The following is a 22,192-nucleotide window of genomic DNA, read 5'->3' as shown; positions in this document are numbered from 1 at the left end:
TCTCTGGCGATCAGGAAAAGATGGTGGGCACGGCGCTTTGCGCCTTTGCCCACCCTACGGCAGCGAGACTACGGCTTCCTCAGAAACACGAACTCCGTGTCGTCATAAGCCCGCCGCTCCAATTCTTCGAAACCTTCCGGCGTCACGAACTGCGCGGCCTTCGCCTCTTCCACCACCAGCAGTGCGCCCGGCGTGAGCCAACCGCCGTCGCGCAAGCTCGCTAGCGCCTTCTCCGCAAAGCCCTTGCCATAGGGCGGATCGAGGAACACCAGCGAGAACGGCTCGACGGGATGTGCGGGGCCCAGATCGGTCGCATCGCGGCGATAGACCTTGGTCACACCGCCGAGGCCGAGCGACTCGACATTGTTGCGCAGCAATGCTCGCGCTTCGGCCCCATTGTCGACGAACAGCGTAAACTTCGCCCCGCGTGACGACGCCTCGATGCCGAGCGCACCGGTGCCGGCGAAGAGGTCGAGCACGCGCGCGTCCTCGATCGGATCGTCATAGGCGTGCACGAGGATGTTGAACACGGACTCGCGCAGGCGGTCCGCCGTCGGGCGGATGTCGCGCGAAGACGGTGAGGCAAGATTGCGCCCCTTCAGACGACCGCCGACGACGCGCAAATTAATCCTCCCGCGGCGTCAGGTCGCGCTTGCCGTGATAGCCGCGCTTGGGACGGCGTGGCGGGCCATAGCCGCTCGCTTCCAGCTCGTTGCGCTCGCGCGCCTCCTCGCTGCCGGTACGCTGCACCAGCACGCGGCGGCCCTTGCGGTCGTTGATCACGGCGCGCTTCATCGGCTTCTTCGGCGCATCGCCCTCGCGCGCGGCGGATTTCGCGGGCACGTCGAACTCGGCGCCCGACTTCTCGATCACCTTGTCGCCGAGCTGCTCGCGCAGCACCCGCGACTTGATCTCTTCGACCTGGCCTTCCGGGATCTCGCCGAGCTGGAACGGGCCATAGGAGACGCGGATCAGCCGGTTCACCTCGAGCCCGAGATGGGCGCAGACATTGCGCACCTCGCGGTTCTTGCCCTCGCGGATCGCGAACACCAGCCAGACATTGGCGCCCTGGTCGCGCTCCAGCGTCGCCTCGATCGGGCCGTATTTGACGCCTTCGACCTCGATACCGTTCTTGAGCTCGTCGAGCTGCGCCTGGGTGACGTCGCCATGGGCGCGGACGCGGTAGCGGCGCAGCCAGCCGGTGTCCGGCAGCTCGAGCGTGCGGGCGAGGCCGCCGTCATTGGTGAGCAGCAACAAGCCTTCGGTGTTGAAGTCGAGCCGGCCGACGCTGATCAGGCGCGGCAGACCTTCGGGAAGATTGTCGAACACGGTCGGACGCCCCTCGGGGTCGTCATGCGTCGTCATCAACCCGCGCGGCTTGTGATAGAGGAACAGCCGCGTGCGCTCACGCGGCGGCAACGGCTTGCCGTCGACGGCGACGACGTCGTTCTGGGTGACGTCGAGCGCCGGCGAGTTGATCACTCGGCCGTTGACAGTGACGCGGCCCTGCGTAACCAATTCCTCGGCATCGCGCCGCGAAGCGAGGCCCGCGCGCGCCAGCACCTTTGCGATGCGCTCGCCGGCCTTCTTCGGCTTCGGCACGTCTTCACGGCGCGGACGCCCTTCGAAATCGCGATCGCGATAGGCGCCGCGGCCGCCGAAGGCGGGACGCTTCTCGAAAATCCTGCTGTCGTCCTCGTTGTCGCGGCGCGGCCGATCGCGGAAGCGACCCTCGCTGCGGGGATGCTCCTGCCAGTCCATGCGGCCTTCCGGCCGCTTTTCGCGCGAGCGATTGAAGCGCGGACGATCGTCACCGGACCGCTCCTCGCGCGGGCGCGAGAAACGCGGGCGATCATCGCCCTCGTCGCGGCGCCGGGAGAAACGCGGACGATCGTCGCCACGGCCACCTTCACGACGGTCGTCGCGCTGACGCCAGGGCTTTTCATCGCCGCGATCACGGCCGCCGAAATCCTTGTCGAAGCTCTTGCGCGGCCGGTCACCGCGTGGACGATCGTCGCGCCTCTGCCACGGCTTTGAATCGCTTCGCTCGCCACGATCCCTCGGACGGTCGCCAAAGCTGCGCTTGCTATCCCGGAAGTCACGGTCGCGGCCAAAGTCCTTGCGCGGCCGATCGGAGTCGCCGCGCGAAAACTTGCGGTCCTCGAACCGCCGCTCCGAACGCTCACCGCGCGGCGCGCGCTCATCACGATCGAACTTCGGACGGTCGCCGCGCGGCTTGAACGGCCGATCACCCCGCGACTTGAAGCTGCGCTCGCCGCGGCCCTCTCCGCCGCGGTCGTCGCGCTTGAAGCGCGGACGGTCGCCGAAATCACGGCGCGGCGCATCGCCCTCCTCGCGGCGGCGGAACGGGCGGCCCTCACGACCCTCGCGGGGCGGGCGGCTGTCGCGATCGCCCTTGCCCTCGAAGCCGCGCTTGACGAATTTCTTGTCCGGTCCCCGGGGCTTGCCGGTACGGCCCTTGGACGGGCCACGATCACGCCGGCCGCGGGAATCGTTGTCTTTGTCGCTGTCGCGGGGCATGAATAATCTCACTTAGGGGTGGCGCGATGAGCATTGTGCGCGCTCGTTCCGAGCCGCATGCTCAGGCAAAATCGGTATCCACTCTTGCTGAAGGCGGAGCTAGTAGCAGGTTTCTGGCGATGATACGAGGCATGAAAGCCCCTTCTTTCATGGATTTGGCGCTTAAGACGGCCGAAAATGCCGGAAAATCGGGCGAAGTTCCGATCGGGTGCGTCGTGGTCCGCAATTACGAGGTCATCGCCACCGCGGCGAACCGGACGCTGACCGACTACGACCCGACGGCCCATGCCGAGATCATCGCGCTGCGCGAGGCGGCGAAGAAGATCGGCAGCGAGCGCCTCGTCGACTGCGACCTCTACGTGACGCTCGAGCCCTGCACCATGTGTGCGGGCGCGATCTCCTTTGCAAGGGTGAGACGGCTCTATTACGGCGCCGCCGACCCCAAGGGTGGCGCGGTCGAGTCCGGCGTGCGGTTCTTTGCTTCCCCGACCTGCCATCACGCGCCGGAGGTCTATTCCGGCGTCGGCGAGAGCGAGGCGGCGCGGCTGCTGCGGGAGTTCTTTCGCGAACGGCGGTAGGTCCCTCCTCGTCATTGCGAGCGTAGCGAAGCAATCCAGAGTCTTTCCGCGGAGACAGACTGGATTGCTTCGTCGCAAGAGCTCCTCGCAATGACGATGAGGATCAAGCCGAGAAAAACTCGCGCAACGCGCTCGCGGTGACGTCCGGGTTCTCCTCGGTGAGGAAGTGGCCGGAATCCACCGGCATGCCCACGACATCCGTGGCCCATTCCTTCCAGGTGTCGAGCGGAGTGGCGGCAGCCTGGGCGATGCCGGCATTGCCCCACAACGCCAGCATGGGAACGGTGATCTTCTTGCCGGCCTCGAAATCAGCCTTGTCGAGGTCGTAGTCGAAATAAGCGCCGGCGCGATAGTCCTCGCACATCGCATGCACCCGGGCGGGATCGCGGAACGGGGCGAGATAGTGCTCGAGCGCGCGCTCGTCGATCGCCTCCAACGTCTTCGACTTGGTCTGGCTCGCCATCTTGAAGCGCAGGAAGAACTCGCCATTGCTGGCGATCAGGGTCTCGGGCAGCGGATAGGGCTGCGCCAGGAAGGTCCAGTGATAGATCTTCAGCGCGTAGGCGCGGTTCATCCGCTCCCAGTAATTGTAGGTCGGCAGGATATCGAGCACGGCGAGGCGCGACAGCCGGCCGGGATGATCGAGCGCGAGGCGGTAGGAGACGCGGCCGCCGCGGTCGTGGCCGGCGAGCGCGAAATGCACGTGGCCGAGGCGCTCCATCGCCTCGACCATGGCCTTGGCCATGGCGCGCTTGCTGTAGGGGATATGCAGCGCATCGCTCGCGGGCATGTCGGACCAGCCATAGCCCGGCAGGTCGGCAATGATCAGCGTGAACCTATCGGCCAGCTGCGGCGCCACCTGGTGCCACATCACGTGGGTCTCGGAGAAGCCATGCAGCAGGAGCAGCGGCGGCCCGCTGCCGCCGACGCGGGCGAAGATGCGGCCGAAGGAGGTGTCGATCCATTCGGCGGCAAAGCCCGGATAGAGGTCGGCGAGATCGGACATCTTTCTGCATCCTTATTGGTCAGTGTCCGGAGCCGGCCCGACAAACAAAAATGTCGAAAACAACCCCATGCACAGTAGCGGTATTATTTGCGGGGCTACTAACCCCAACAGCCAATTGTATATTTCTGGCGTGTCGATATGGCGGCGCGGTGGCGCAAATGTCGAGATTCCGGATCGGCGCGTTCGGCGCGCCGTCCGGAATGACACGTCAAGTCCTGGCCTTCTCCGCTTCCACCGCCTGCCAACCGATGTCGCGGCGGCAGAAGCCTTCCGGCCAGTCGATGCGGTCAATGGCCTGATAGGCACGGCCTTGCGCCTCGGTCACGGTCTTGCCCAGCGCGCAGACATTGAGCACGCGGCCGCCATTGGCGAGGATGGCGCCATCCTTTGCCACGGTGCCGGCGTGGAAGATCTCGACGGTATCGACCTTGGCGGCGTCATCGAGCCCGCCGATGCGCGTGCCCTTCTGGTAGTCGCCGGGATAGCCCTTCGCCGCCATCACCACGGTGAGCGCGGACTCCGGATACCAGCGCAGATCGAAATGCTTCAACTCGCCGTCACAGGCGGCAAGGAAGGCCGGCACGATGTCCGACATCATGCGCAGCATCAGGACCTGGCACTCGGGATCGCCGAAGCGCACGTTGAACTCGAACAGTTTCGGGCCCTGCGTCGTCAGCATGATGCCGGCATAGAGCACGCCGCGGAACGGCGTGCCGCGCTGCTTCATGCCTGATACCGTCGGCAGGATGATCTTCGCCATGATCGCGTCGTGGATCGCGGGCGTGACCAGCGGCGTCGGCGAATAGGCGCCCATGCCGCCGGTGTTCGGGCCGACGTCATGGTCGAACACGCGCTTGTGGTCCTGGGCGGACGCCAGCGGGATGGCGGTCTCGCCGTCGCACAGCGCAAAGAAGCTGATCTCGCGGCCGGGCAGAAACTCCTCGATCACGACTTCAGTGCCGGCCTCGCCAAAGGCGCCCTCGAACATCATGGCGATGGCGTCCTCGGCCTCGCGCACGGTCTTGGCGACCACGACGCCCTTGCCGGCGGCAAGTCCATCGGCCTTGATCACGATCGGCGCGCCCTGGCTCTGGACGTAAGCGAGCGCGTCGTTAGCGTTGGTAAAGCGCTTGTAGGCGCCGGTCGGAATGCCGAACTCGGTGCAGAGCGCCTTGGTGAAGCCCTTGGAGCTTTCGAGCTGGGCCGCCACCTTGCTCGGGCCGAACGCCTTGATGCCGGCGGCGGCGAGATCGTCGACGATGCCGGCCGCCAGCGGCGTCTCCGGCCCGACCACCACGAGCTCCACTGCGTTTGTCTTGCAGAAGTCGATCACCGCGGCATGGTCGGCGATATCGAGCGCCGCGCATTCCGCCTCCTTCGCGATGCCGGCATTGCCGGGCGCGCACCAGAATTTGGTCACCATGGGAGAGGCTGCGATCTTCCACGCCAGGGCATGTTCGCGGCCGCCGGAACCGAGCAGGAGAATGTGCATCGAGGGCTCAGGATGAGGGGTTTTGCTGGGGGCGGAGGTCGCACGAATCGGGGTGAGGCTCAAGGGGGGCTTGCTCTTGCTCCCCATTCCCCGTCATTCGGCGCGGCGTGGCCTTACCCTCCCCTGGAGGGGGAGGGTCGGCTCACATTGAGCGAAGCGAAATGTGAGACGGGGTGGGGTGACGGTCTCCCCACCTCGCACAGTGTCCGAGTGGAGAGATCACCCCACCCCGCTCGCGCTGCGCGCGATCGACCCTCCCCCTCCAGGGGAGGGTAAGAGTCAGACCTGCTTCCCCGCGATGATCTCCTGCAAAATCGCCACATGCCGCGCGAAGGCGCCGCGGCCGGTTGCGGTCGCGGTGACCGTGGTCTGCGGCTTCTTGCCGACGAAGGCTTTGTCCACCGAGACATATCCCGCCTTGGCCAGCGTCTCGATATGGGCACCGAGATTGCCGTCGGTGGCGCCGGTGAGCTTCTTCAGGCGAGCGAATTCCAGCCCCACCCCCGCAGGCAGGGCGTTCAGCGCGGCCATGATCTTCAGGCGCAGTGGCTGATGGATGACGTCGTCGAGCTCGGCCATTGCTAGCTCCGCCGCATCCAGAGGCCGCCGAGGGTCAGCCCACCGCCGTTGACGACTGCCATCCACAGCAACAGGGATATGCCCGGGATGTAGACATAACCGATCAGCGTCAGCGCAATGATGGTGGCGCCGATCGCGAGGAAGGCGTAGCCGAACCACACCCCCGCCATCATGTAGAACAGCATGATGTAGATCGGCCAGAACGCCGTCTGCTGGCGCGGGGTGAAATGGCCGAAATAGCAGACGAAGATGCCGAAGGCGACGATCAGCAGAAATGTCAGCAGATAGCGGACGTCGAACACGCGAATGCGGCTTCGGGACCGGTTATAGGCGCCGATAGCAAGGAAGCCGACGATCGACACCGCGTAAATGCTGATCCAGAAATAGAGTCCATAGCGCGGCCAGAACCAGCCTGCGATGTTGCCGACGAACGCCAGCACGCCCCACATCAACAACGCCAGGCTCGACACTTGATAGATCAGCGACTGGCGCACGCGGCGGACGGTGTCGTCGATATCCGCCATCGCGTCCGCGGCCTGCTTGCTGTCGATCATGACGGCGCTCCAGCCTGCCCGGCCAACCCGGTGGATGGCGCCGCCACATCCGCTGGAGGCCGGTACTTGCGGATCACGAAATAGGCGATCGTCATCGTCGCGATCGACACGATCAGTGCCGTCAAGCCGGCCTGCTCCCGCATCGTCAGCGGCAACAGCCGCAACGCTGTGTTGATTGCCGCGGCCGACATCAGCGATACATAGGACCAAGCGATGAAGTGGTAGTGGATGGATCTCCAGTTCGACGGCCTCGGCATGCGCAGCAGCGGAACGACCGCCAGCACGATGCAGGCAAAATTCACGATCGCCGCGACATGGAAGACGTTGAAATGCCCTGTGAACCGGTGGATCAGCAGGGTCGTGCCATCAGAGACCAGCATGGCGTAAACGTAGAAGTAACCGCGCGCACGGTGGCCGGCGCCGCGCTTGGGACGCAGGAACTGGATGAGCCCGACGGTGCTGCAGAGCAGCGCGAGCACCAGATGGATCGTACCTGCGAGGGTCAAATGCACCATCATGGTCAGCTCCCCGCTGCACCGCGCGTGGCGACGTCCTCGGCGATCACCGAGACCGCCTTCGGATTGGTGACGATGCCCATGTGGTTGACGCCCTCGATCACCTTGACGTCCACCGACGGCTTTATCGCCTGCACGGCCTCGGCATATTTGTCCGAGATCATCATCTCGTCCTCGGCGGCGCCGAAGATCGTGATCGGACGTGTCGTCGCCGGAAGATCGATGCGATAGCCGCGCGTCCCGAAGTTGCGCATCAGGCGGTCCGAATAAGTGGAGACGAGGTACTTCGCCGAGGCCGGCGGCACGGCCAAGGCGAGCACCGGCAGCTGCGCGCAGCAATCGATGCCGAGCCTGCGCAATGCCGTCAGGCCGAGGAAGCGCGGGAGATCGATGTTGGCCCAGCCGCCGGCCTTCGGCTTGTTGGTCGGCGCGTCATAGCCGAGATAGGGCGCGAGCAGCACGGTGCGGACGAACATGTCCTGCATGATTGGCGTGGCCGCGACACGCAGTGAGAAACCGGCGCCGGCGGAATGGCCGATCAGGGTCAGCGGCAGATCGGGCGCGCTCCTGCGGACATGAGCGACGAAATCGACGAGGTCGTCCTCGAGCTGGCCGACATAGCCGATGTCGCCGCGCGTGCCGGAGCCGCCATGGCCGCGGATGTCCAGCGCCCAGGTCTCCACCCCGCGCGCGGCGATCGCATGGGTCAGCGCGTGATTGACGGTGCCGCTGGAGCCGGAGGAGCCATGAATGAAGATCGCGCCGCGGCCCGTCTCCGAGCCTTTCGGCGCATAATGGCGATAGCCGATCCAGGTGCCATCGCGGGCCTGAAAGCGTTCGAGCGGTGGCAAAGTGGACCAGTCGATGCCCTTGGCTGAATCCGAGACCGATCGCATCACAGGCGGCCGCTCCAACGGCGTTGCGATCATGGCGCCGAGGATCAGCGCCACGCCGCCGAGCGCACACAAGGCCCATTTCAGGCCGGTCAAAACGCCGCGCAGCAGCCCGATCGCCATGGCTCATCCCCTAAACTCATCAACCAATAGAGAACTCTATATTACAGAGTACTCTTCCAATCAATCCCGGGATTGGCGCCGCGGCGCGAAAATCCTTAACGTCGGGTCTGACCCCAAAATGCCGAATCGTTTGCCGATGCCGCCTGCGGAACAATTGCTCAACGCGCCCGAATTCACCGTCTCCGAGCTCTCGCTGTCCCTGAAGCGGACGGTCGAGGACGCCTTTGGCCATGTCCGGGTCCGCGGCGAGATCTCCGGCTTCCGCGGACCGCACTCCTCCGGTCATTGCTATTTCGCGCTTAAGGACGACAGCGCCAAGATCGAGGCGGTGATCTGGAAAGGCGTGCATAGCCGCATGCGCTTCAAGCCCCAGGAGGGGCTCGAGGTGATCGCCACCGGCAAGCTCACCACCTATCCAGGCTCCTCGAAATACCAGATCGTGATCGAGGCGCTGGAGCCGGCCGGCATTGGCGCGCTGATGGCGCTGATGGAGGAGCGCAAGAAGAAGCTTGCCGCCGAAGGCCTGTTCGACCAGGCGCGCAAGCAGCTCTTGCCCTGGCTGCCGGAGGTGATCGGCGTCGTCACCTCGCCGACTGGTGCCGTCATTCGCGACATCCTGCATCGCCTGGAGGACCGCTTCCCCCGCCGCGTGCTGGTGTGGCCGGTCAAGGTGCAGGGCGACGGCTCGGCCGAGCAGGTCGCGGCCGCGATCCGCGGCTTCAACGCGCTGCCAGAGGGCGGCAAGATTCCGCGGCCCGATGTGTTGATCGTCGCGCGCGGGGGCGGCTCGCTGGAGGATCTCTGGTCGTTCAACGAGGAGATCGTGGTGCGCGCAGCTAGCGACAGCATGATCCCGCTGATCTCGGCGGTCGGGCACGAGACCGACATCACGCTGATCGATTTCGTCGCCGACAAGCGCGCGCCGACGCCGACGGCGGCGGCCGAGATGGCGGTGCCGGTGCGCAGCGACCTCTTCGTCGAAGTCGCCGATCTCGGACGGCGCACCCGCGCCTGCTGGCAGCGCGGCCATGAAAGCCGGCGCAACGAGTTGCGCGCCGCCGCGCGCGCGCTGCCGGCGGCCGGCGACCTGCTGGCGATCCCGCGGCAGCGGCTGGATTCGGCGGGCGCATCCCTGCCCCGCTGCCTCAAGGCCAACACGCATGCGCATTTCCGCCGGTTTACGGCGGCCAGTGCCAAGCTGACGCTACGGGTGCTGCACGGTCAGATCGCGCAGGCCGATCACCGCCTCACCGTTTGCGGCGAGCGGCTCGGCCTCTCCGCGCGCTCGCTGCTGCGGCGGCGGCGCGACCACTTTGCCGGGCTCGAGGTTCGCTTGCGCGCCTCCAAGCTTTCCAACGCACAGGCGCAGCGCAACGCGATTCTGCGCCAGCGCGAGCACACGCATCGGCTCGCCGAGCGCGCGCAACGCGCGCTTGTCACGCTGCTGCAACGGCTCGATGCGCGTGTCGAGAACAGCGGCAAGCTGCTCTCCGCTTTGTCCTACCGCAGCGTGCTCGCGCGCGGCTTTGCATTGGTGCGCGATGAAGCCGGCCACCCCCTGCATGCGGCCGACAGCGTCGGGCCGAATGCACGGCTCGAGATCGAGTTTGCCGACGGCCGTGTGGCCGCGACTGCGGATGCGGACCGTCCGGCGCCGACGGCAAAGCGTGCGCCGTCACAGCCAAAGCCGGCCGCGCAAGACGCAAAGCCCGCGCCGAAGCGCGTGGCCAAGCCGGTGGATCAGGGCAGCTTGTTCTAGACTAAAACGCAAGGGTGACGCTCCGCCCGGTGTCATTCCCCGCGAATGCGGGGAATCCAGTACGCCGAGGCTTCTCGGTGAATCACTGACGTCTCGGCGTACTGGATCGCCCGGTCAAGCCGGGCGATGACAGCGCGTGTGTGGGAAGCGTGCGTGCCCCCTCGTCATTGCGAGGAGCCCTTGCGACGAAGCAATCCAGGGTCCTTCTGCGGAAAGATTCTGGATTGCTTCCGCCTTCGCTAAAGCTTCGGCGGACAAGTCGCTGCGCTCGCAATGACGGTGTGGCGGCAAGGCGTAGCCCATTCAGACCCGTCATCCTGAGGTGCGAGGCTTGCGATGCAGGCGCATCGCAAGATGAGCCTCGAAGGATGTACGGCCGAGATGCAGCCGGGCCGTCGTCCTTCGAGGCTCGCCGAAGAGGCGAGCACCTCCAGCGACAACGGCTTCGCCGTTGCGCGGGGATGACGGTAATGGATTGGTGTACTTCAGCGGCAGGACAATCCCGCGTCGATCGTGGTCCAGAAGCCGCAATGTTCCGGCGCGAACTGTGGCGCGCCGGCGTGGGCTTCAAACAGGAAGATCGCGACGGTGAAGACGATCAAGGCGGAGGAGAGCAGGACGATACGGCTGCGCATATGAAATGCGTTTAATCGACATCGTGGTCGAATGATGGCGTCGCGACATGCTGAAACCGGCGCCACGCGCGATCCGTAGATTCCCGGTCGGCCATCATGGTCTGTGCAGGGCGGTGGTCGATGCGGGGCTGTCCGCCTGACGTTGTTCCTCGGCCAGCCCCGCTTCCGCCTTCGCTCTACCGAGCTACGGCGGGACAAGTCCGGGCTACGAACTACGGCACCATCCTCACCGCGCCAGCCATTCCGCGACGTCCTTCTGCGACTCCGCACGCGCCTGCGCATCGGTGCCGAGATGGCCATGCTCGGGCGCGGCCACGTCGGTGCCGCCGGCAGCTGCGTGCAGCGGCGTGTTGGCGCGGTCGAAATCATGATAGGCGCCGGGATAGACCACGATGCGCGCGAGCGCGCTGCGGCCGCGCGCGCCGTCCACCATCTGGCGGCAGGCCGGCGGCGACGACACGTCGTCATCGGCGCCGATCAGCACCAGGGTCGGCACCCGCGTGCTCCAGCCGAGGCCGGCGGAGATCCGGCAATCGGGATAGAAGGCGACCGCGGCGCGAAAATCCGGGCTCAAATCGCGCGCCGCGCTCTGCGGCCGCACGGCCCACAGCAGCGCGCTGGCGCCGTTGGCCCAGCCGATCAGGCTGACACGGTCGCGCGCCACCCAGCTCTGCTTCATCAGCCAGGCGCGTGACGCCGCGATGTCGGTCACGCGTTCACGCCGCGCCTTGACGTGCATCTCCTTGACGCGACATTGCGGCCCGAGCTCGCGCGAGCCGTAGCTGTCAGGCAGCAGCACGGCGTTGCCGGCCCTAAGCAGCCGCTCGGCCCAATCGCGATAGCGCGGCAGGACGGAATCGGAATGGCCACTGAGCCCGCCGCAGCCATGCAGCGCGATCACGGCCGGAAACGGCCCCTCGCCCTCGGGCTTGTAGAGCTGCGCATGCAGGACGCCCGACGACAGCGGGATGTCGACCTGCTGCGGCACAGGCGCAGCGTGCGCGGCCGACATCAGGAGCGTCAGGAACAAGGCGGTCAGTCGAAGGCGCATCGGACTCGGCGTCAAGACCCTTCGTCCAAGCACTACCACGCGGAAACGGCGCCAAAACATCACAAACCAGTGGGTTTACCGGGCGGACAAGCCACCCTATCTATGCTACATCCAGCCCGAAACATCGTGCCCTCCAAGGAATTTCCCCGGAGAGGCCTTCCACGGAGACTTTCGACCGTGCTGAACAAGTTTGGCCCCTCGGGCCATGGCGAAGCGCAGGTGCAATATCTCGACGGCGATTTCCGGGTGATCTCGCCGGGGACCTATGTGCGCTGCGCGATCACCGACACGCGTATCCCGCTCGACGAATTGAAATACTGGAGCGTGGATCTGCAGGAAGCCTACGCCACGCCCGCCGCCGTGCTCCAGCGGCATTTCCCCGGCGCGCCGAAGCCGCAGGGATAAGGCCGCGCGCCTGCGGCTATTGTTGCTCGGTGCCATCCGCGCCCACGCAGGTCTTGATGAAAGTCTTGCGGGCCTCGCCGACGATCTTCTGATCGATCGCCTGCTTGAGGCAGTCGAGCCGCGCCTGCGCCATGCAGAGCTGCAGCTGGTCGCGTTTATCCTGTCCCTTCAGGTTTTGCGTCGTGGCGAGGCACGTGACGCGCTTGGTCGCGGGAACCGGCACCGCACCTGTCGGATTTGCCGGAGCGGCCGCAGGCGACGGCGAGGAGGTCTGAGCAAGGGCGGGCAAAACCGGCAGACATGTGAGGCTGACGACAATGATCGCGGACCGCAGTTTCATCGAATTCTCCTGATCGGAGATATATCGATAGAAGCGCGGCCATGAATGCCGGCTGAATGTCAGCTGATGTTTAAAATTGTCTCGTTTCCGTTGGGCCCGGTTTAAGTCGGTCTGCAGCACATTGCCACGGGAAAAAGTGGCAAGCGGGCAGGACGCACATGGACCCCCGGAGACTTTGCAGCCATTCGTTCGATGCACCATTGAGCCCAGAGCGACATGCTCGTCGGCGCGAGCGGGCGGTTAGCCTGCTTGAACGATTCGCCCGAGATCAGTCGGGCAGCTATGTGATCATTTCGGCGCTGCTGATGCCGGTCCTGGTCGGCACAGCAGGGCTCGGCACGGAAGTGGGCTGGTGGTACTACAAACATAAGAACATGCAGAGCGCGGCTGACTCTGGCGCGGTCAGCGCTGCGACAGCGGCGAGTGCAGGGACCGACCCCTCGTCCGAAGCCAAAGCGGTTACGGCAAACTACGGTTACGCGAACGGGGCAAACAACGTCACGGTCACGGTGAACCAGCCGCCGAAGACAGGCAATCACACATCCAATTCGCAGGCCATCGAAGTCATCGTGAGTCAACCGCAACAGCGGCTGCTATCAGCCCTGTTCGGCTCGGATCCTGTCCTCATAACCGCACGATCTGTCGCCCTGCCCAATTCCGGGACAGGCTGCGTACTTGCGCTCAACTCGAGCGCAAGTCCCGCTGTCAACGTCAGCGGCGGCAACCAGCTCAACTTGATCAAGTGCAACCTTTACAGCAACTCGAGTGCAAGCCCCTCACTCAACGTTGCCGGCAGCGCCTCGGTCGCTGCAAATCAGGTCGGAGTGGTTGGCGACGTCTCAGGCGCGAGCAGCATCACGGCGACCAACGGTGTCAAGACGCACATTTTGCCCGTCGCCGACCCCTACGCCAACGTCTCTCCCCCCGCGAGGCCGAGTTGCACCAACGGCAAGATAGTGGTCAACTCCAATGGAAAAACAACCTCGCTCGACCCCGGCTGCTACACGGGCAGCATTACGGTCAATGCCGGCGCAGTCCTGAACCTTAATCCAGGCATCTATTATCTGGACGGGGCAAGCTTGAGCGTCGCTGGAAACGCCACCATCACGGGCAGCGGCGTAACCCTGGTGTTTACCGGCTCGGGAAGCAACTGGGGCACCGCTTCGATCGGCAGCAACGCGACCGTCGACCTGACGGCGCCGACCAGCGGCGCCACGAAAGGCATCGTCATGTACGGCGATCGCAATATGCCGGCCGGGACTGCTTTCAATCTCACCGGCGGCAGCACACAGAACTTCGGCGGTGCCATTTACCTGCCAAAGGCCAACCTCAGCTTCAGTGGCGGCAACGGCACGAGCACATCCTGCACCAAAATCATCGCGGATACGCTGACGTTCAGCGGCACGTCGAACCTCCAGGTCAATTGTACCGCGCTCGGCACCGCGACGATAGGTTCGCAAACCGCGCAGCTCATCGAATGAGGTTTGGACCAATGCAAATCCAGAACTTCTCATCCAAGCACTGCCGTCGATTGCTTCATTCTCTGACGGGGCAAGTGCGCGCCGCTATCGGCGACAAACGCGGCGTCGCGGCCGCCGAATTCGGCATCTTGATCCCGATACTGTCTCTGATGGTCGTGTCGGTGACAGACATCGGGCTTGCACTCTATCGCAAGATGCAGGTCGAAAATGCCGCACAAGCGGGAGCGCAATACGCAATTGCGCGCGGCTTTGACGTGAGCGGCATTTCGAACGCCGTGACAAATGCCACCAATGCCACGGACATCACTGCTTCGCCTGCGCCGGTCCAATTTTGCGGATGCCCAACGAGCGCGGGAGTCAGCGCTGTCACTTGCGGGACGACCTGCACCGGCGGCGCGCAGGCTGGAACATATACGACGGTCTCGGCGCGAGCGACCTACTATACGCTCATCGATTACCAGATCGTGGCAGCCACATATACTTATAGCGCGCAATCCACTGCGAGGCTGCAGTGAAACTCACGGCATTGTGGCACGACAATCGGGGCGCGTCGGCGCTGGAATTTGCGCTGACCGCTCCCGCGTTCTTCCTGTTCATATTTGGGATCATCGAATGCGGGCTGCTGTTCTGGACTCAGCTGGGGATCCAGCATGGGAGCGAAATGGCGGCGCGTTGCGCAACCGTCAACAGCACGCTCTGCCCAAGCAGCAGCGCCATAACGAGCTACGCTGCCCAGCAGGCATTCGGCCTCACGCTCCCTGCGGACACATTCACCTTTTCCACGTCAGCATGCGGCAACGAGGTAAGCGCGAGTTATGCATTTACGTTTCCGGAGATTCTCAATCTCTCCCCGGTGACGCTGACCGCCCGGGCATGCTTTCCGAGTTGAGGCCGTGGGTGGGCCGCCTTGCCGCCCACGGAATCATCGTGCGCTGAACCGCCGTTAGCGCGCCTTGTACGCGGCTCGCCGCGTGTGCACGCTGCTCCCGCAACCGAAATGATTTCCGTCGCTCCGATCCGACGTTGCATCGAACAGTGCCTGCACTCCGTAGTTTGTCATTTCGCGCTGTAGTTGGATTCTTTGTTGCAGATCAGCGCTCTTAAGTTGTTTGACGAAGTCTTGGTGAAACAAAGGGCTGCTATATTGCGTGTTAGGTAATTAGCCCTGCTCTTTTATCGCGCAGACAATCAAGTCAGCCAAACGGCGATCGAGCTTTGGAATTGGCGCAGTCTGTGAACGGGCTCATATCGAAGAGCCATCTGGCGGGCTACGATCACCTCGAAAATTCGCGGTGGAATATCTGTAAATCAGGGTCAAGCGATGGGGGTGAATCATGCCCACCATATTCGACATGCTCTATCGTGAATATTGCCGCGCCCGCCTCGCTGAAATGCGGAAACAACTTCTGATCTCAGCCCAACGCGCTGAAGCTCACGAAGCGCACCATCCGCCTGCGGATCAGGGTGGCGATGAGAGGACGGACGCGCAGCGCAAGACCGATTGCGGCATGCCGAATTGAAGCGGCCCCAAGACCACGATCTCTCCCGCGTAGCGATGACCAAGCAAATTGCAGCTTGGGAGGCAGCGATGAATACACCCGAATGCTATACTGTGATGGTAGCCTGCGCCTCATGCCTGACCATTATTGGATTGATCGCCATCGGGGCGTGGTGAGCATGACTGAATGCTGCACGACGATCCAGGCCGTTGCCGCTGCCGCTGGCAAGCAAGTTCGGTCGGCGTATGGGCTACGGCAGAGACGCTTGCCTAAAGCGCGATGAGATTAGGATGAATCGTCATCGCGCTTTAGGTTGTTGTTTGAGCATGATCTTTTCCGAAAACCGCTGCGCACTTTTCCGGATCATGCTTTAAAGCGCGAGATCAACGCGCGCTGAAGCGCCACTCGCGCGCCTTATACAGATGATCCCTAATCAGCTGCCGCAGCTTTGCCGGATCGTCGAACTCGAGCTGGACGGCGAACGGCACGATGTTATCAGGCACGCCCGCACGGCCGCGCAAGCGCGCGAGATCCTTTTCCGTGGTCACCAGCGTGAGCTGTTCGCGCTGGGCCTCCACCGCGAGTGCGGCGAGCTCGTCATCCGAGAACATGTGGTGATCGGCGAAGGAACGCGTGCGTGCGACATCGACGCCGCTGGCGCGCAAGCTGCGGAAGAAGCGCTGGGGATCGCCGATGCCGGCGAAGGCGAAAACCCGCTTGCCAAGGAGCTGCGCGAGCGAGGCGGCATCCGCCTTCAGCCGCGCGCGCAGCTCCGGCTTGTCGCGCTTGGCAAGCTCGGCCGCGACATCGTTCGCGGCACGCCCGTCGCCGATCAGGACCAGCGCATCGGTGCGCGCGAGCTGTGCCTGCAGTGGCGCGCGAAGAGGACCGGCGGGAAACACCATGCCGTTGCCGAGGCCGCGCTCGCTGTCGATCACGATCAGCGAGGCGTCCTTGAGCAGGCTCGGATTCTGGAAGCCATCGTCCATCAGGATCACGGTAGCGCCTTGCGACTTCGCCAGCGCGACGCCGTCGAGGCGATCGCGCGCGACCACGACGGGGACCTCGCGCGCCATCATCAGCGGCTCGTCGCCGACGTCGGCAGCGGTGTGGCGCATCCGGTCGACCATCACCGGCCCCTTCAGGCTTCCGCCATAGCCGCGGCTGAGCACCACCGGGGTCTCACCGAGCTCGCGCAGGAGCTTGGTCAGCGCCAGCACGGTCGGCGTCTTGCCGGCACCGCCGACATGGTAGTTGCCGATGCAGATTACGGGAATGCCGGCGTCAAAGCCCTGGCGCGCCATGCGGCGCGCTGTAATCGCGCCGTAGAGTGCGCCCAGAGGACTAAGGAGATACGACTGCGGGGAACGTGGCCGGTACCAGAAGGCCGGTTCACGCATTGGCGGCTCCCATCTCGATCCGCAGTTGCAACAGATAGGGCTCGAGCGCGGTCATGGTGCGATCGAGCGCGCCGCCGAGCTGCTCGACCACGCCTGAGCCTGCGCGTTGCATCTTGTCGCGCATGGTCGGATCGGCCAGCAATTGGCCGAGCTGCTTGACCAGCGTCTCCTGCGTATCGGCCTGGCGCGCCCCACCGCTGGTGTCGAGCGCCTCGTAGACGTCGGTGAAGTTGAAGACGTGCGGACCGTGGACGATGGCGGCGCCGAGCTTGATCGCCTCGATCGGATTCTGGCCGCCGTGATGGATCAGCGATCCGCCCATGAAGACGATCGGCGAGAGGCGGTAGAACAGGCCGAGCTCGCCCATGGTGTCGGCAACATAGACGTCGGTCGTCGCCGTTGGCAGTTCCTCGCGCGAGCGCAATGCCGGCTTCAGGCCCGAGGCCGTGATCAGGCCCGCGATCGAGGGGCCGCGATCCGGATGGCGCGGCACGATCACGGTCAAGAGCTGCGGGAAGAAACCGGCGAGGCTGCGATGCGCCGCGATCAGCATCTCGTCCTCGCCCGGATGGGTCGAGGCCGCGACGATGATGGGACGCCCGCGCGTCATGGCCATCAGCCGCTCAAGCCTGGCGGGATCAGCCGGCGGCGCCGGCACGTCGAGCTTGAGATTTCCGGTGGTGAGGACGTCGCGGCCGCCAAGCGCGGCAAAACGCTCAGCATCCGTCTGCGATTGTGCAAGACAAATGTCGAAGCGCGACAGCAGCGCCGAGATGGTGCCATGCATGCGCCACCAGCGCGGGAAAGAGCGCGGCGACATCCGCCCGTTGATCAGCACCATCGGCACCCGGCGCGCCGCACCGGCGAGGATCAGGTTCGGCCACAGGTCGGATTCGATGAACAGCGCCAGCGACGGCTTCCAATGGTCGAGGAAGCGCGCGACATAGCGCGGGGAATCATACGGCACGTATTGATGGATGACGTCGGGCGGGAAGCGCTTCGCGACCACGGCCGCCGAGGTGACGGTGCCGGAAGTGAGCAGGATGCGCAGATTGAGATCGCGCAGCCGTTCGACCAGCGCCGCCGCGGCCAGAACCTCGCCGACGCTGGCGCCGTGGATCCAGACCAGCGGGCCATGTGGCCGCACGTCCCGCGACAAGCCCCGCCGCTCGCCGACGCGCGCGGGATCCTCCTTGCCCTGTTTCAATCGCCGCTTGATCAGCGCGGGCGCGAGCGGCACCAGGCCGGAGGCCAGCCGGCGATACATTCGCAGCGTCATCGGCAGCGGGTCAGACATCTTCCGGTCCCGGGCGGCCGAGTTGCGCATAGGCGCGGCGGGTCGCCTCGTTCAACGTCTCCTCCAACTCCAGCCGCAGCGCTTCCATAGTGGCTGCGTCGGCATCCGGCGGAACGTGGATCTCCTTGATCCCGACCAATGCGCCGCGCCCGAATGGCAAATTGATGGTGGTGCGGTCCCAGTTCTTGAGCCGGATGAAGCGGCTGGTCGCCATTGCGAAAGGCATGATCGGCCGCCCCGATTCCCGTGCCAGCATGATGATGCCGAGCCCGGCCACGCGCGAGCGTTTGGGGACATCGGCGGTCAGCGCGACATTACAACCGTCCTGGAGCGTCCGCACCATTTCCTTGAAGGCGCCGACCCCGCCCTTGCGGTGGAAGGCGCCGCCATGGTCGCCGGAACCGCGGATGGTGCCGATGCCGAGCCGTTCGGCGGCGATGGCATTGAACTCGCCGTCGCGATGACGGGAGATCAGCACCTTGGCCTGGTACCAGTCCTTGTTCTTGATGAAGGGGGTGAGAAAATGCTGGCCATGCCAGAAGGCGAAGATCGCCGGGATCTGCGGCTCGACGAGGTCATAGACGTCAGCCGGATCGAACGTGAACTTGTTGGTCCACCAGACCAGACGCAGATATTCGGCCGCCAGGACCCCGACGGCACGCTGAAACCAGCTGCTTCGCAGCGTATTGCGAAGCAGTTTTTTCAACGCGCCGGTTCTTGATTGGGGTCGAGCAGCCGGTGGAGATGGACGATGAAATAGCGCATTTGCGCGTTGTCGACCGTGCTCTGCGCCTTGGCCCGCCAAGCCGCGTGCGCGGTGGCATAGTTCGGATAGATGCCGACGATGTCGACTTCGTCGAGGTTCTTGAAGGTATTGTGCTCGAGATCGACGAGCTCGCCACCGATGACGAGGTGAAGCAGTTGTTGCGGGGCACTATCTGGCATGGGTTCTCTTCCTAACGGTCTGCCCGGCAAAGCAGTGTTCGACAAGCACGACGAAAGCGCTTTAGGCTAAGGGGCGGTTTCGAAAATGCGCGACAATGCCCGCATGACGATCGCGTCCCGCTGCCACCAGCACCCCGTGCGCCACTTCCCGGCGGTTATAGAGGATGGGTTCTCCGGAGAGGTCACTCATCTTACCATCCGCTTCCTGCACGATCAAATCGGCCGCCGCAAGATCCCAATCATGGCTGTTGCCGCCCGCAAAAGCCGCATCCAGCGCGCCGTGGGCGACCCGGCACAGACGCAGCGCGAGCGAGCCGATTCGCGGATGCAGCTTGATTTCGCCAAGCGAGGGCTTCAGCCGCTCGACCAGCGGCTTCGGGCCGGCGACGCGTGCGAAGTCGAGCTCGGACCCGGATGTCGTCCGCACCGGCTCGCCGTTGAGCGTCGTGCCCTCACCGCGGACCGCGAAGAAGAACTCATCGCGCGACGGCGCGAACACCGCGGCAAGCACCGGCGAGGCGTCCTCGACCAGCGCGACGCTGACGCACCAATCATCATGGCCGCCCAGATAATTGCGCGTGCCGTCGATGGGATCGACGATCCAGGTCAGCCGCCGCGACAGCCGTGCCGCATCGTCGGCGCTCTCCTCGGACAGCCAGCCATAATCGGGCCTCGCAGCACGCAAGCGCGCTTCGAGCAGATCGTTGACCGCGATATCGGCTTCGGACACCGGCGAGGATACGCCCTTGATCCACTTCTTCAGCTCGGTGCGGAACATCGATTGCGCCAGCGCGCCTGCGTCCCGCACCGCGTCCTTCAGCAGCGCCGCATCGCGCGTCGGGATGGTCGCGTCCAGGGATTGCGCGTCAACGTCCGCCAAGCGTCAAACCCTCGATGCGCACCGTCGGCGCATTGATGCCGTAGCGGAACTCGAGATTGTTCGCCGGCTGCATCGACTTGAAGATCTCGAACAGATGGCCGGCGATCGTCACCTCGCTGACGGGATAGGTGATCTCGCCGTTCTCGATCCAGAAGCCGGAGGCGCCGCGGCTGTAATCGCCGGTGACGCCGTTGACGCCGGAGCCGATCAGGTCGGTGACGTAGAAGCCTTGGCTGATGTCGGCGATCAGCTCGGCCGGTGTCGGCGTTCCGGCTTCGAGATGCAGGTTGTACGGCCCGGGCGAGGGCGAGGAGGAGACGCCGCGATGGGCGTGGCCGGTGGTGGTGAGGCCGAGCTCGCGCGCGGTGGCGCAGTCGAGCAGCCAGGTCATCAGCACGCCCTCGTCGACGAGCGCGGTCCTCTTCACCGCGACGCCTTCGGCATCAAACGTCTGCGAGCGCAGACCGCGCTTGCGCAGGGGATCGTCGACGATGCGGATGTTCTTCGCGAACAGCTGCTGGCCGAGCTTGTCCTTCAAAAAGCTGGTCTTGCGCGCGATCGAAGCGCCGTTGATGGCGCCGACGAGATGGCCGACCAGGGAGCCCGCAACGCGCGGATCGAACACGACGGGCACCTTGCAGGTCTCGACCTTGCGCGGATTGTAGCGCGCCACGGTGCGCTCGCCGGCGGAACGGCCGACGGTTTCCGGCGACAGCAGATCGGCGCCGTGCGGCGCCGAAGTGAAGTCGTAGTCGCGCTCCATGCTGGTGCCTTCGCCCGATATGGCGGTCGCGGAGATGCCCTGGCTGGAGCGCAAGTAAGAGCCGTGGAAGCCGGTAGAGGTGACAAGCACCATGCCGCCGATGCCGGCGGAAGCCGAGGCGCCGCCGGATTTGGTCACGCCCTTGACGCCGAGCGCGGCAGCTTCGGCCGCAAGCGCGCGGCGCTCGAGCTCTGAGGTTGTGGGCACGTCGGAATCGAGCAGGTCGAGATCGGGGAAGTCGCGCGCGAGCAGCGCGGGATCGGCGAGGCCGACATATTTGTCGTCGGGCGCAACACGCGCCATCGCCACCGCGCGTTCGGCGAGATTGGTCACGGCATCGCCACTGACGTCGTTGGTCGAGACCACCGCCTGGCGCTGGCCGACCAGAACGCGCAGGCCGACATCGTCGCCCTCGGACCGCTCGGATTCCTCGACGCGGCCGTCGCGCACCTCGACGCCCTGCGAGACGCCGCGCACTGCGACCGCATCGGCCGCATCGGCGCCGGCGCGCTTGGCCGCCTCGACCAGTCGCTGCGCGAGATCGGAGAGCGCGGACTGATCGAACAGGTCGCGATTGGCTGAGGTCGAAAGCGTCGAGCTTGCGGATGGTGAAGAGTTCACGAACGAAATCCTGTTGGGGCGGGGTTCGGGGCTGGAACCCACAGATGTGCCCTGATAGCGCGGACTTCAAGCATTTTCAGCCCGCCAAAAGCTCAGATTCGCGACTTCGGCGCAACGTCTCGTCAATCATGCGCGCCAAGGTCTTGTCAATCATGAGCAGCAGTGACGGTGGGTTAACCAGCCTTTTTAAGCGGTTTGGGAAAGGCGCGCGCTAAGGTCCTCGCATCGACCGGGAACATAATCCTGGCGGGGAGAACTAAAGCCGTGAGGCGTCAAACAGCAACAAGCGGGGTCACTCCCGCCGGGTCGAGCCGCTCGTTGCGGCTCGACCCTCTTTCCCTACCGGTCCGCTTCGATGCGCATGATCCGCGCGCCGACGGACATGTCAGGCAGATCGAGCTTCATCGCGAGCGTGTGGTGCTGCGCCGTGCCGTTCGCGGCATGCAAATGGCGATCAACGTTCGCGTCAGCGACTTCACCGGCGTCGCGCTCCGCGGCAACGACGAGGCGCAGGCCCTTATCCTCGTGCATCGCGATCCCTCGCTCTCCGTTCCACTGCTGGTCGGCGCCGATGGCGACGAGCTCACTGAAGCCTGGGCGATCTGGAGCGAGATCTTTGCGCTGCCGCAGCTCGACGAAGACGCACGCAAACCCGCACCGCGTCGCCGCCGCACCAACGCGATCCGCGCCCGCCGCCCGAAATTTTTGATGCGCCGGCGCACCGGCATCGCACGCGAGCTTTCCGTCCATCGCGGCGAACGCGAGATCATCGCAAGGAATTAAAGGTGCCGTAGGGTAGGCAAAGCGAAAGCGTGCCCACCTCTTCTATCCCAGT

General features: G+C 64.8%; 24 protein-coding genes. 7 read left to right on the top strand and 17 right to left on the bottom strand.

Going from position 1 to position 22,192, the window contains the following annotated elements:
• Positions 1–68: 68 nt before the first annotated feature.
• On the bottom strand, positions 69–623 hold the full coding sequence (gene rsmD / locus ACNJX8_RS05555) for a 16S rRNA (guanine(966)-N(2))-methyltransferase RsmD (protein ID WP_128931402.1): 555 nt from the start codon (positions 621–623) through the stop codon (positions 69–71).
• Position 624: 1 nt separating this feature from the next.
• Positions 625–2,541: a pseudouridine synthase gene (locus ACNJX8_RS05550; RefSeq protein WP_439359856.1), complete on the bottom strand. Its 1,917-nt coding sequence runs from the start codon at positions 2,539–2,541 to the stop codon at positions 625–627.
• 119 nt (positions 2,542–2,660) lie between these two features.
• On the opposite strand from ACNJX8_RS05550, the gene ACNJX8_RS05545 reads away from it, so the two are divergent.
• The gene (locus tag ACNJX8_RS05545; RefSeq protein WP_128931400.1) at positions 2,661–3,119 is read left to right on the top strand and encodes a nucleoside deaminase; all 459 of its coding nucleotides are present in this window, start codon (positions 2,661–2,663) and stop codon (positions 3,117–3,119) included.
• A gap of 103 nt (positions 3,120–3,222) precedes the next feature.
• On the opposite strand, the gene ACNJX8_RS05540 is transcribed toward ACNJX8_RS05545, so the two are convergent.
• The 6 genes from ACNJX8_RS05540 to ACNJX8_RS05515 form a co-directional block, all read right to left on the bottom strand.
• Positions 3,223–4,125 (bottom strand): alpha/beta fold hydrolase, encoded by a 903-nt coding sequence (locus tag ACNJX8_RS05540; RefSeq protein ID WP_439359855.1) that lies wholly within the window; start codon positions 4,123–4,125, stop codon positions 3,223–3,225.
• Positions 4,126–4,333: 208 nt separating this feature from the next.
• Positions 4,334–5,617, bottom strand: a complete 1,284-nt coding sequence (gene purD, locus ACNJX8_RS05535) for a phosphoribosylamine--glycine ligase (protein ID WP_439359854.1) — start codon at positions 5,615–5,617, stop codon at positions 4,334–4,336.
• 279 nt (positions 5,618–5,896) lie between these two features.
• Positions 5,897–6,196, bottom strand: a complete 300-nt coding sequence (locus ACNJX8_RS05530; protein ID WP_439359853.1) for a winged helix-turn-helix domain-containing protein — start codon at positions 6,194–6,196, stop codon at positions 5,897–5,899.
• A 2-nt stretch (positions 6,197–6,198) separates the two neighbouring features.
• Complete coding sequence (locus tag ACNJX8_RS05525) at positions 6,199–6,750, bottom strand: hypothetical protein (RefSeq protein WP_439359852.1); 552 nt, start codon at positions 6,748–6,750, stop codon at positions 6,199–6,201.
• The gene (locus ACNJX8_RS05520; protein ID WP_439359851.1) at positions 6,747–7,268 is read right to left on the bottom strand and encodes a DUF2306 domain-containing protein; all 522 of its coding nucleotides are present in this window, start codon (positions 7,266–7,268) and stop codon (positions 6,747–6,749) included. Before ACNJX8_RS05520 ends, ACNJX8_RS05525 begins: the two co-directional genes overlap by 4 nt.
• Positions 7,269–7,270: 2 nt before the next feature.
• Positions 7,271–8,281 (bottom strand): alpha/beta hydrolase, encoded by a 1,011-nt coding sequence (locus ACNJX8_RS05515; protein WP_439359850.1) that lies wholly within the window; start codon positions 8,279–8,281, stop codon positions 7,271–7,273.
• Positions 8,282–8,417: 136 nt separating this feature from the next.
• Here ACNJX8_RS05515 and xseA point away from each other — a divergent pair, with 136 nt between their 5' ends.
• Positions 8,418–10,040, top strand: a complete 1,623-nt coding sequence (gene xseA / locus ACNJX8_RS05510) for an exodeoxyribonuclease VII large subunit (protein ID WP_439361811.1) — start codon at positions 8,418–8,420, stop codon at positions 10,038–10,040.
• A gap of 485 nt (positions 10,041–10,525) precedes the next feature.
• Here xseA and ACNJX8_RS05505 read toward each other — a convergent pair whose 3' ends face one another.
• Together ACNJX8_RS05505 and ACNJX8_RS05500 are read right to left on the bottom strand one after the other, a co-directional pair.
• Positions 10,526–10,675 carry a hypothetical protein gene (locus ACNJX8_RS05505; RefSeq protein WP_439359849.1) on the bottom strand — a complete coding sequence of 50 codons (150 nt, stop codon included), beginning with the start codon at positions 10,673–10,675 and terminating at the stop codon, positions 10,526–10,528.
• Between the two features lie 226 nt (positions 10,676–10,901).
• A complete protein-coding gene (locus ACNJX8_RS05500; protein ID WP_164940090.1) occupies positions 10,902–11,726 on the bottom strand; it encodes a dienelactone hydrolase family protein in 825 nt (274 codons plus the stop codon).
• A 177-nt stretch (positions 11,727–11,903) separates the two neighbouring features.
• Here ACNJX8_RS05500 and ACNJX8_RS05495 point away from each other — a divergent pair, with 177 nt between their 5' ends.
• Positions 11,904–12,131 carry a DUF2093 domain-containing protein gene (locus ACNJX8_RS05495; protein ID WP_091886894.1) on the top strand — a complete coding sequence of 76 codons (228 nt, stop codon included), beginning with the start codon at positions 11,904–11,906 and terminating at the stop codon, positions 12,129–12,131.
• A gap of 16 nt (positions 12,132–12,147) precedes the next feature.
• Here the strand turns inward: ACNJX8_RS05495 and ACNJX8_RS05490 are convergent, their stop codons facing one another.
• Positions 12,148–12,591, bottom strand: coding sequence for a hypothetical protein (locus ACNJX8_RS05490; protein ID WP_439410310.1), 444 nt, complete (start codon positions 12,589–12,591; stop codon positions 12,148–12,150).
• A gap of 80 nt (positions 12,592–12,671) precedes the next feature.
• Between ACNJX8_RS05490 and ACNJX8_RS05485 the strand changes: the two genes are divergently transcribed.
• The 3 genes from ACNJX8_RS05485 to ACNJX8_RS05475 are packed head-to-tail and all read left to right on the top strand — an operon-like array spanning position 12,672 to position 14,841.
• A complete protein-coding gene (locus tag ACNJX8_RS05485) occupies positions 12,672–13,952 on the top strand; it encodes a TadE/TadG family type IV pilus assembly protein (protein ID WP_439359848.1) in 1,281 nt (426 codons plus the stop codon).
• An 11-nt stretch (positions 13,953–13,963) separates the two neighbouring features.
• Positions 13,964–14,467 carry a TadE/TadG family type IV pilus assembly protein gene (locus ACNJX8_RS05480; protein ID WP_439359847.1) on the top strand — a complete coding sequence of 168 codons (504 nt, stop codon included), beginning with the start codon at positions 13,964–13,966 and terminating at the stop codon, positions 14,465–14,467.
• Positions 14,464–14,841, top strand: a complete 378-nt coding sequence (locus ACNJX8_RS05475) for a TadE/TadG family type IV pilus assembly protein (protein WP_245471468.1) — start codon at positions 14,464–14,466, stop codon at positions 14,839–14,841. Before ACNJX8_RS05480 ends, ACNJX8_RS05475 begins: the two co-directional genes overlap by 4 nt.
• 993 nt (positions 14,842–15,834) lie before the next feature.
• On the opposite strand, the gene lpxK is transcribed toward ACNJX8_RS05475, so the two are convergent.
• The 6 genes from lpxK to ACNJX8_RS05445 all read right to left on the bottom strand — a co-directional run bounded on the left by lpxK (position 15,835) and on the right by ACNJX8_RS05445 (position 21,357).
• The gene (gene lpxK / locus ACNJX8_RS05470; protein WP_439359846.1) at positions 15,835–16,851 is read right to left on the bottom strand and encodes a tetraacyldisaccharide 4'-kinase; all 1,017 of its coding nucleotides are present in this window, start codon (positions 16,849–16,851) and stop codon (positions 15,835–15,837) included.
• Positions 16,844–18,178, bottom strand: coding sequence for a 3-deoxy-D-manno-octulosonic acid transferase (locus ACNJX8_RS05465; RefSeq protein WP_439359845.1), 1,335 nt, complete (start codon positions 18,176–18,178; stop codon positions 16,844–16,846). The genes lpxK and ACNJX8_RS05465 overlap by 8 nt, the downstream gene beginning before the upstream one ends.
• Positions 18,141–18,854 (bottom strand): lysophospholipid acyltransferase family protein, encoded by a 714-nt coding sequence (locus tag ACNJX8_RS05460; RefSeq protein WP_128931386.1) that lies wholly within the window; start codon positions 18,852–18,854, stop codon positions 18,141–18,143. The genes ACNJX8_RS05465 and ACNJX8_RS05460 overlap by 38 nt, the downstream gene beginning before the upstream one ends.
• Positions 18,851–19,093, bottom strand: a complete 243-nt coding sequence (locus ACNJX8_RS05455; RefSeq protein WP_439359844.1) for a DUF4170 domain-containing protein — start codon at positions 19,091–19,093, stop codon at positions 18,851–18,853. Before ACNJX8_RS05455 ends, ACNJX8_RS05460 begins: the two co-directional genes overlap by 4 nt.
• Positions 19,094–19,154: 61 nt before the next feature.
• Positions 19,155–19,973 carry a 3'(2'),5'-bisphosphate nucleotidase CysQ gene (locus tag ACNJX8_RS05450; protein ID WP_439359843.1) on the bottom strand — a complete coding sequence of 273 codons (819 nt, stop codon included), beginning with the start codon at positions 19,971–19,973 and terminating at the stop codon, positions 19,155–19,157.
• Positions 19,960–21,357, bottom strand: coding sequence for a TldD/PmbA family protein (locus tag ACNJX8_RS05445; protein ID WP_439359842.1), 1,398 nt, complete (start codon positions 21,355–21,357; stop codon positions 19,960–19,962). The genes ACNJX8_RS05450 and ACNJX8_RS05445 overlap by 14 nt, the downstream gene beginning before the upstream one ends.
• Positions 21,358–21,621: 264 nt before the next feature.
• On the opposite strand from ACNJX8_RS05445, the gene ACNJX8_RS05440 reads away from it, so the two are divergent.
• On the top strand, positions 21,622–22,140 hold the full coding sequence (locus ACNJX8_RS05440) for a DUF6101 family protein (RefSeq protein WP_128931383.1): 519 nt from the start codon (positions 21,622–21,624) through the stop codon (positions 22,138–22,140).
• Positions 22,141–22,192: the final 52 nt, after the last annotated feature.

This window comes from Bradyrhizobium sp. SPXBL-04 (assembly GCF_051853035.1).
GTDB classification, from domain to species: domain Bacteria; phylum Pseudomonadota; class Alphaproteobacteria; order Rhizobiales; family Xanthobacteraceae; genus Bradyrhizobium; species Bradyrhizobium zhanjiangense.
This window is presented reverse-complemented; position numbering and strand designations above follow the sequence as displayed.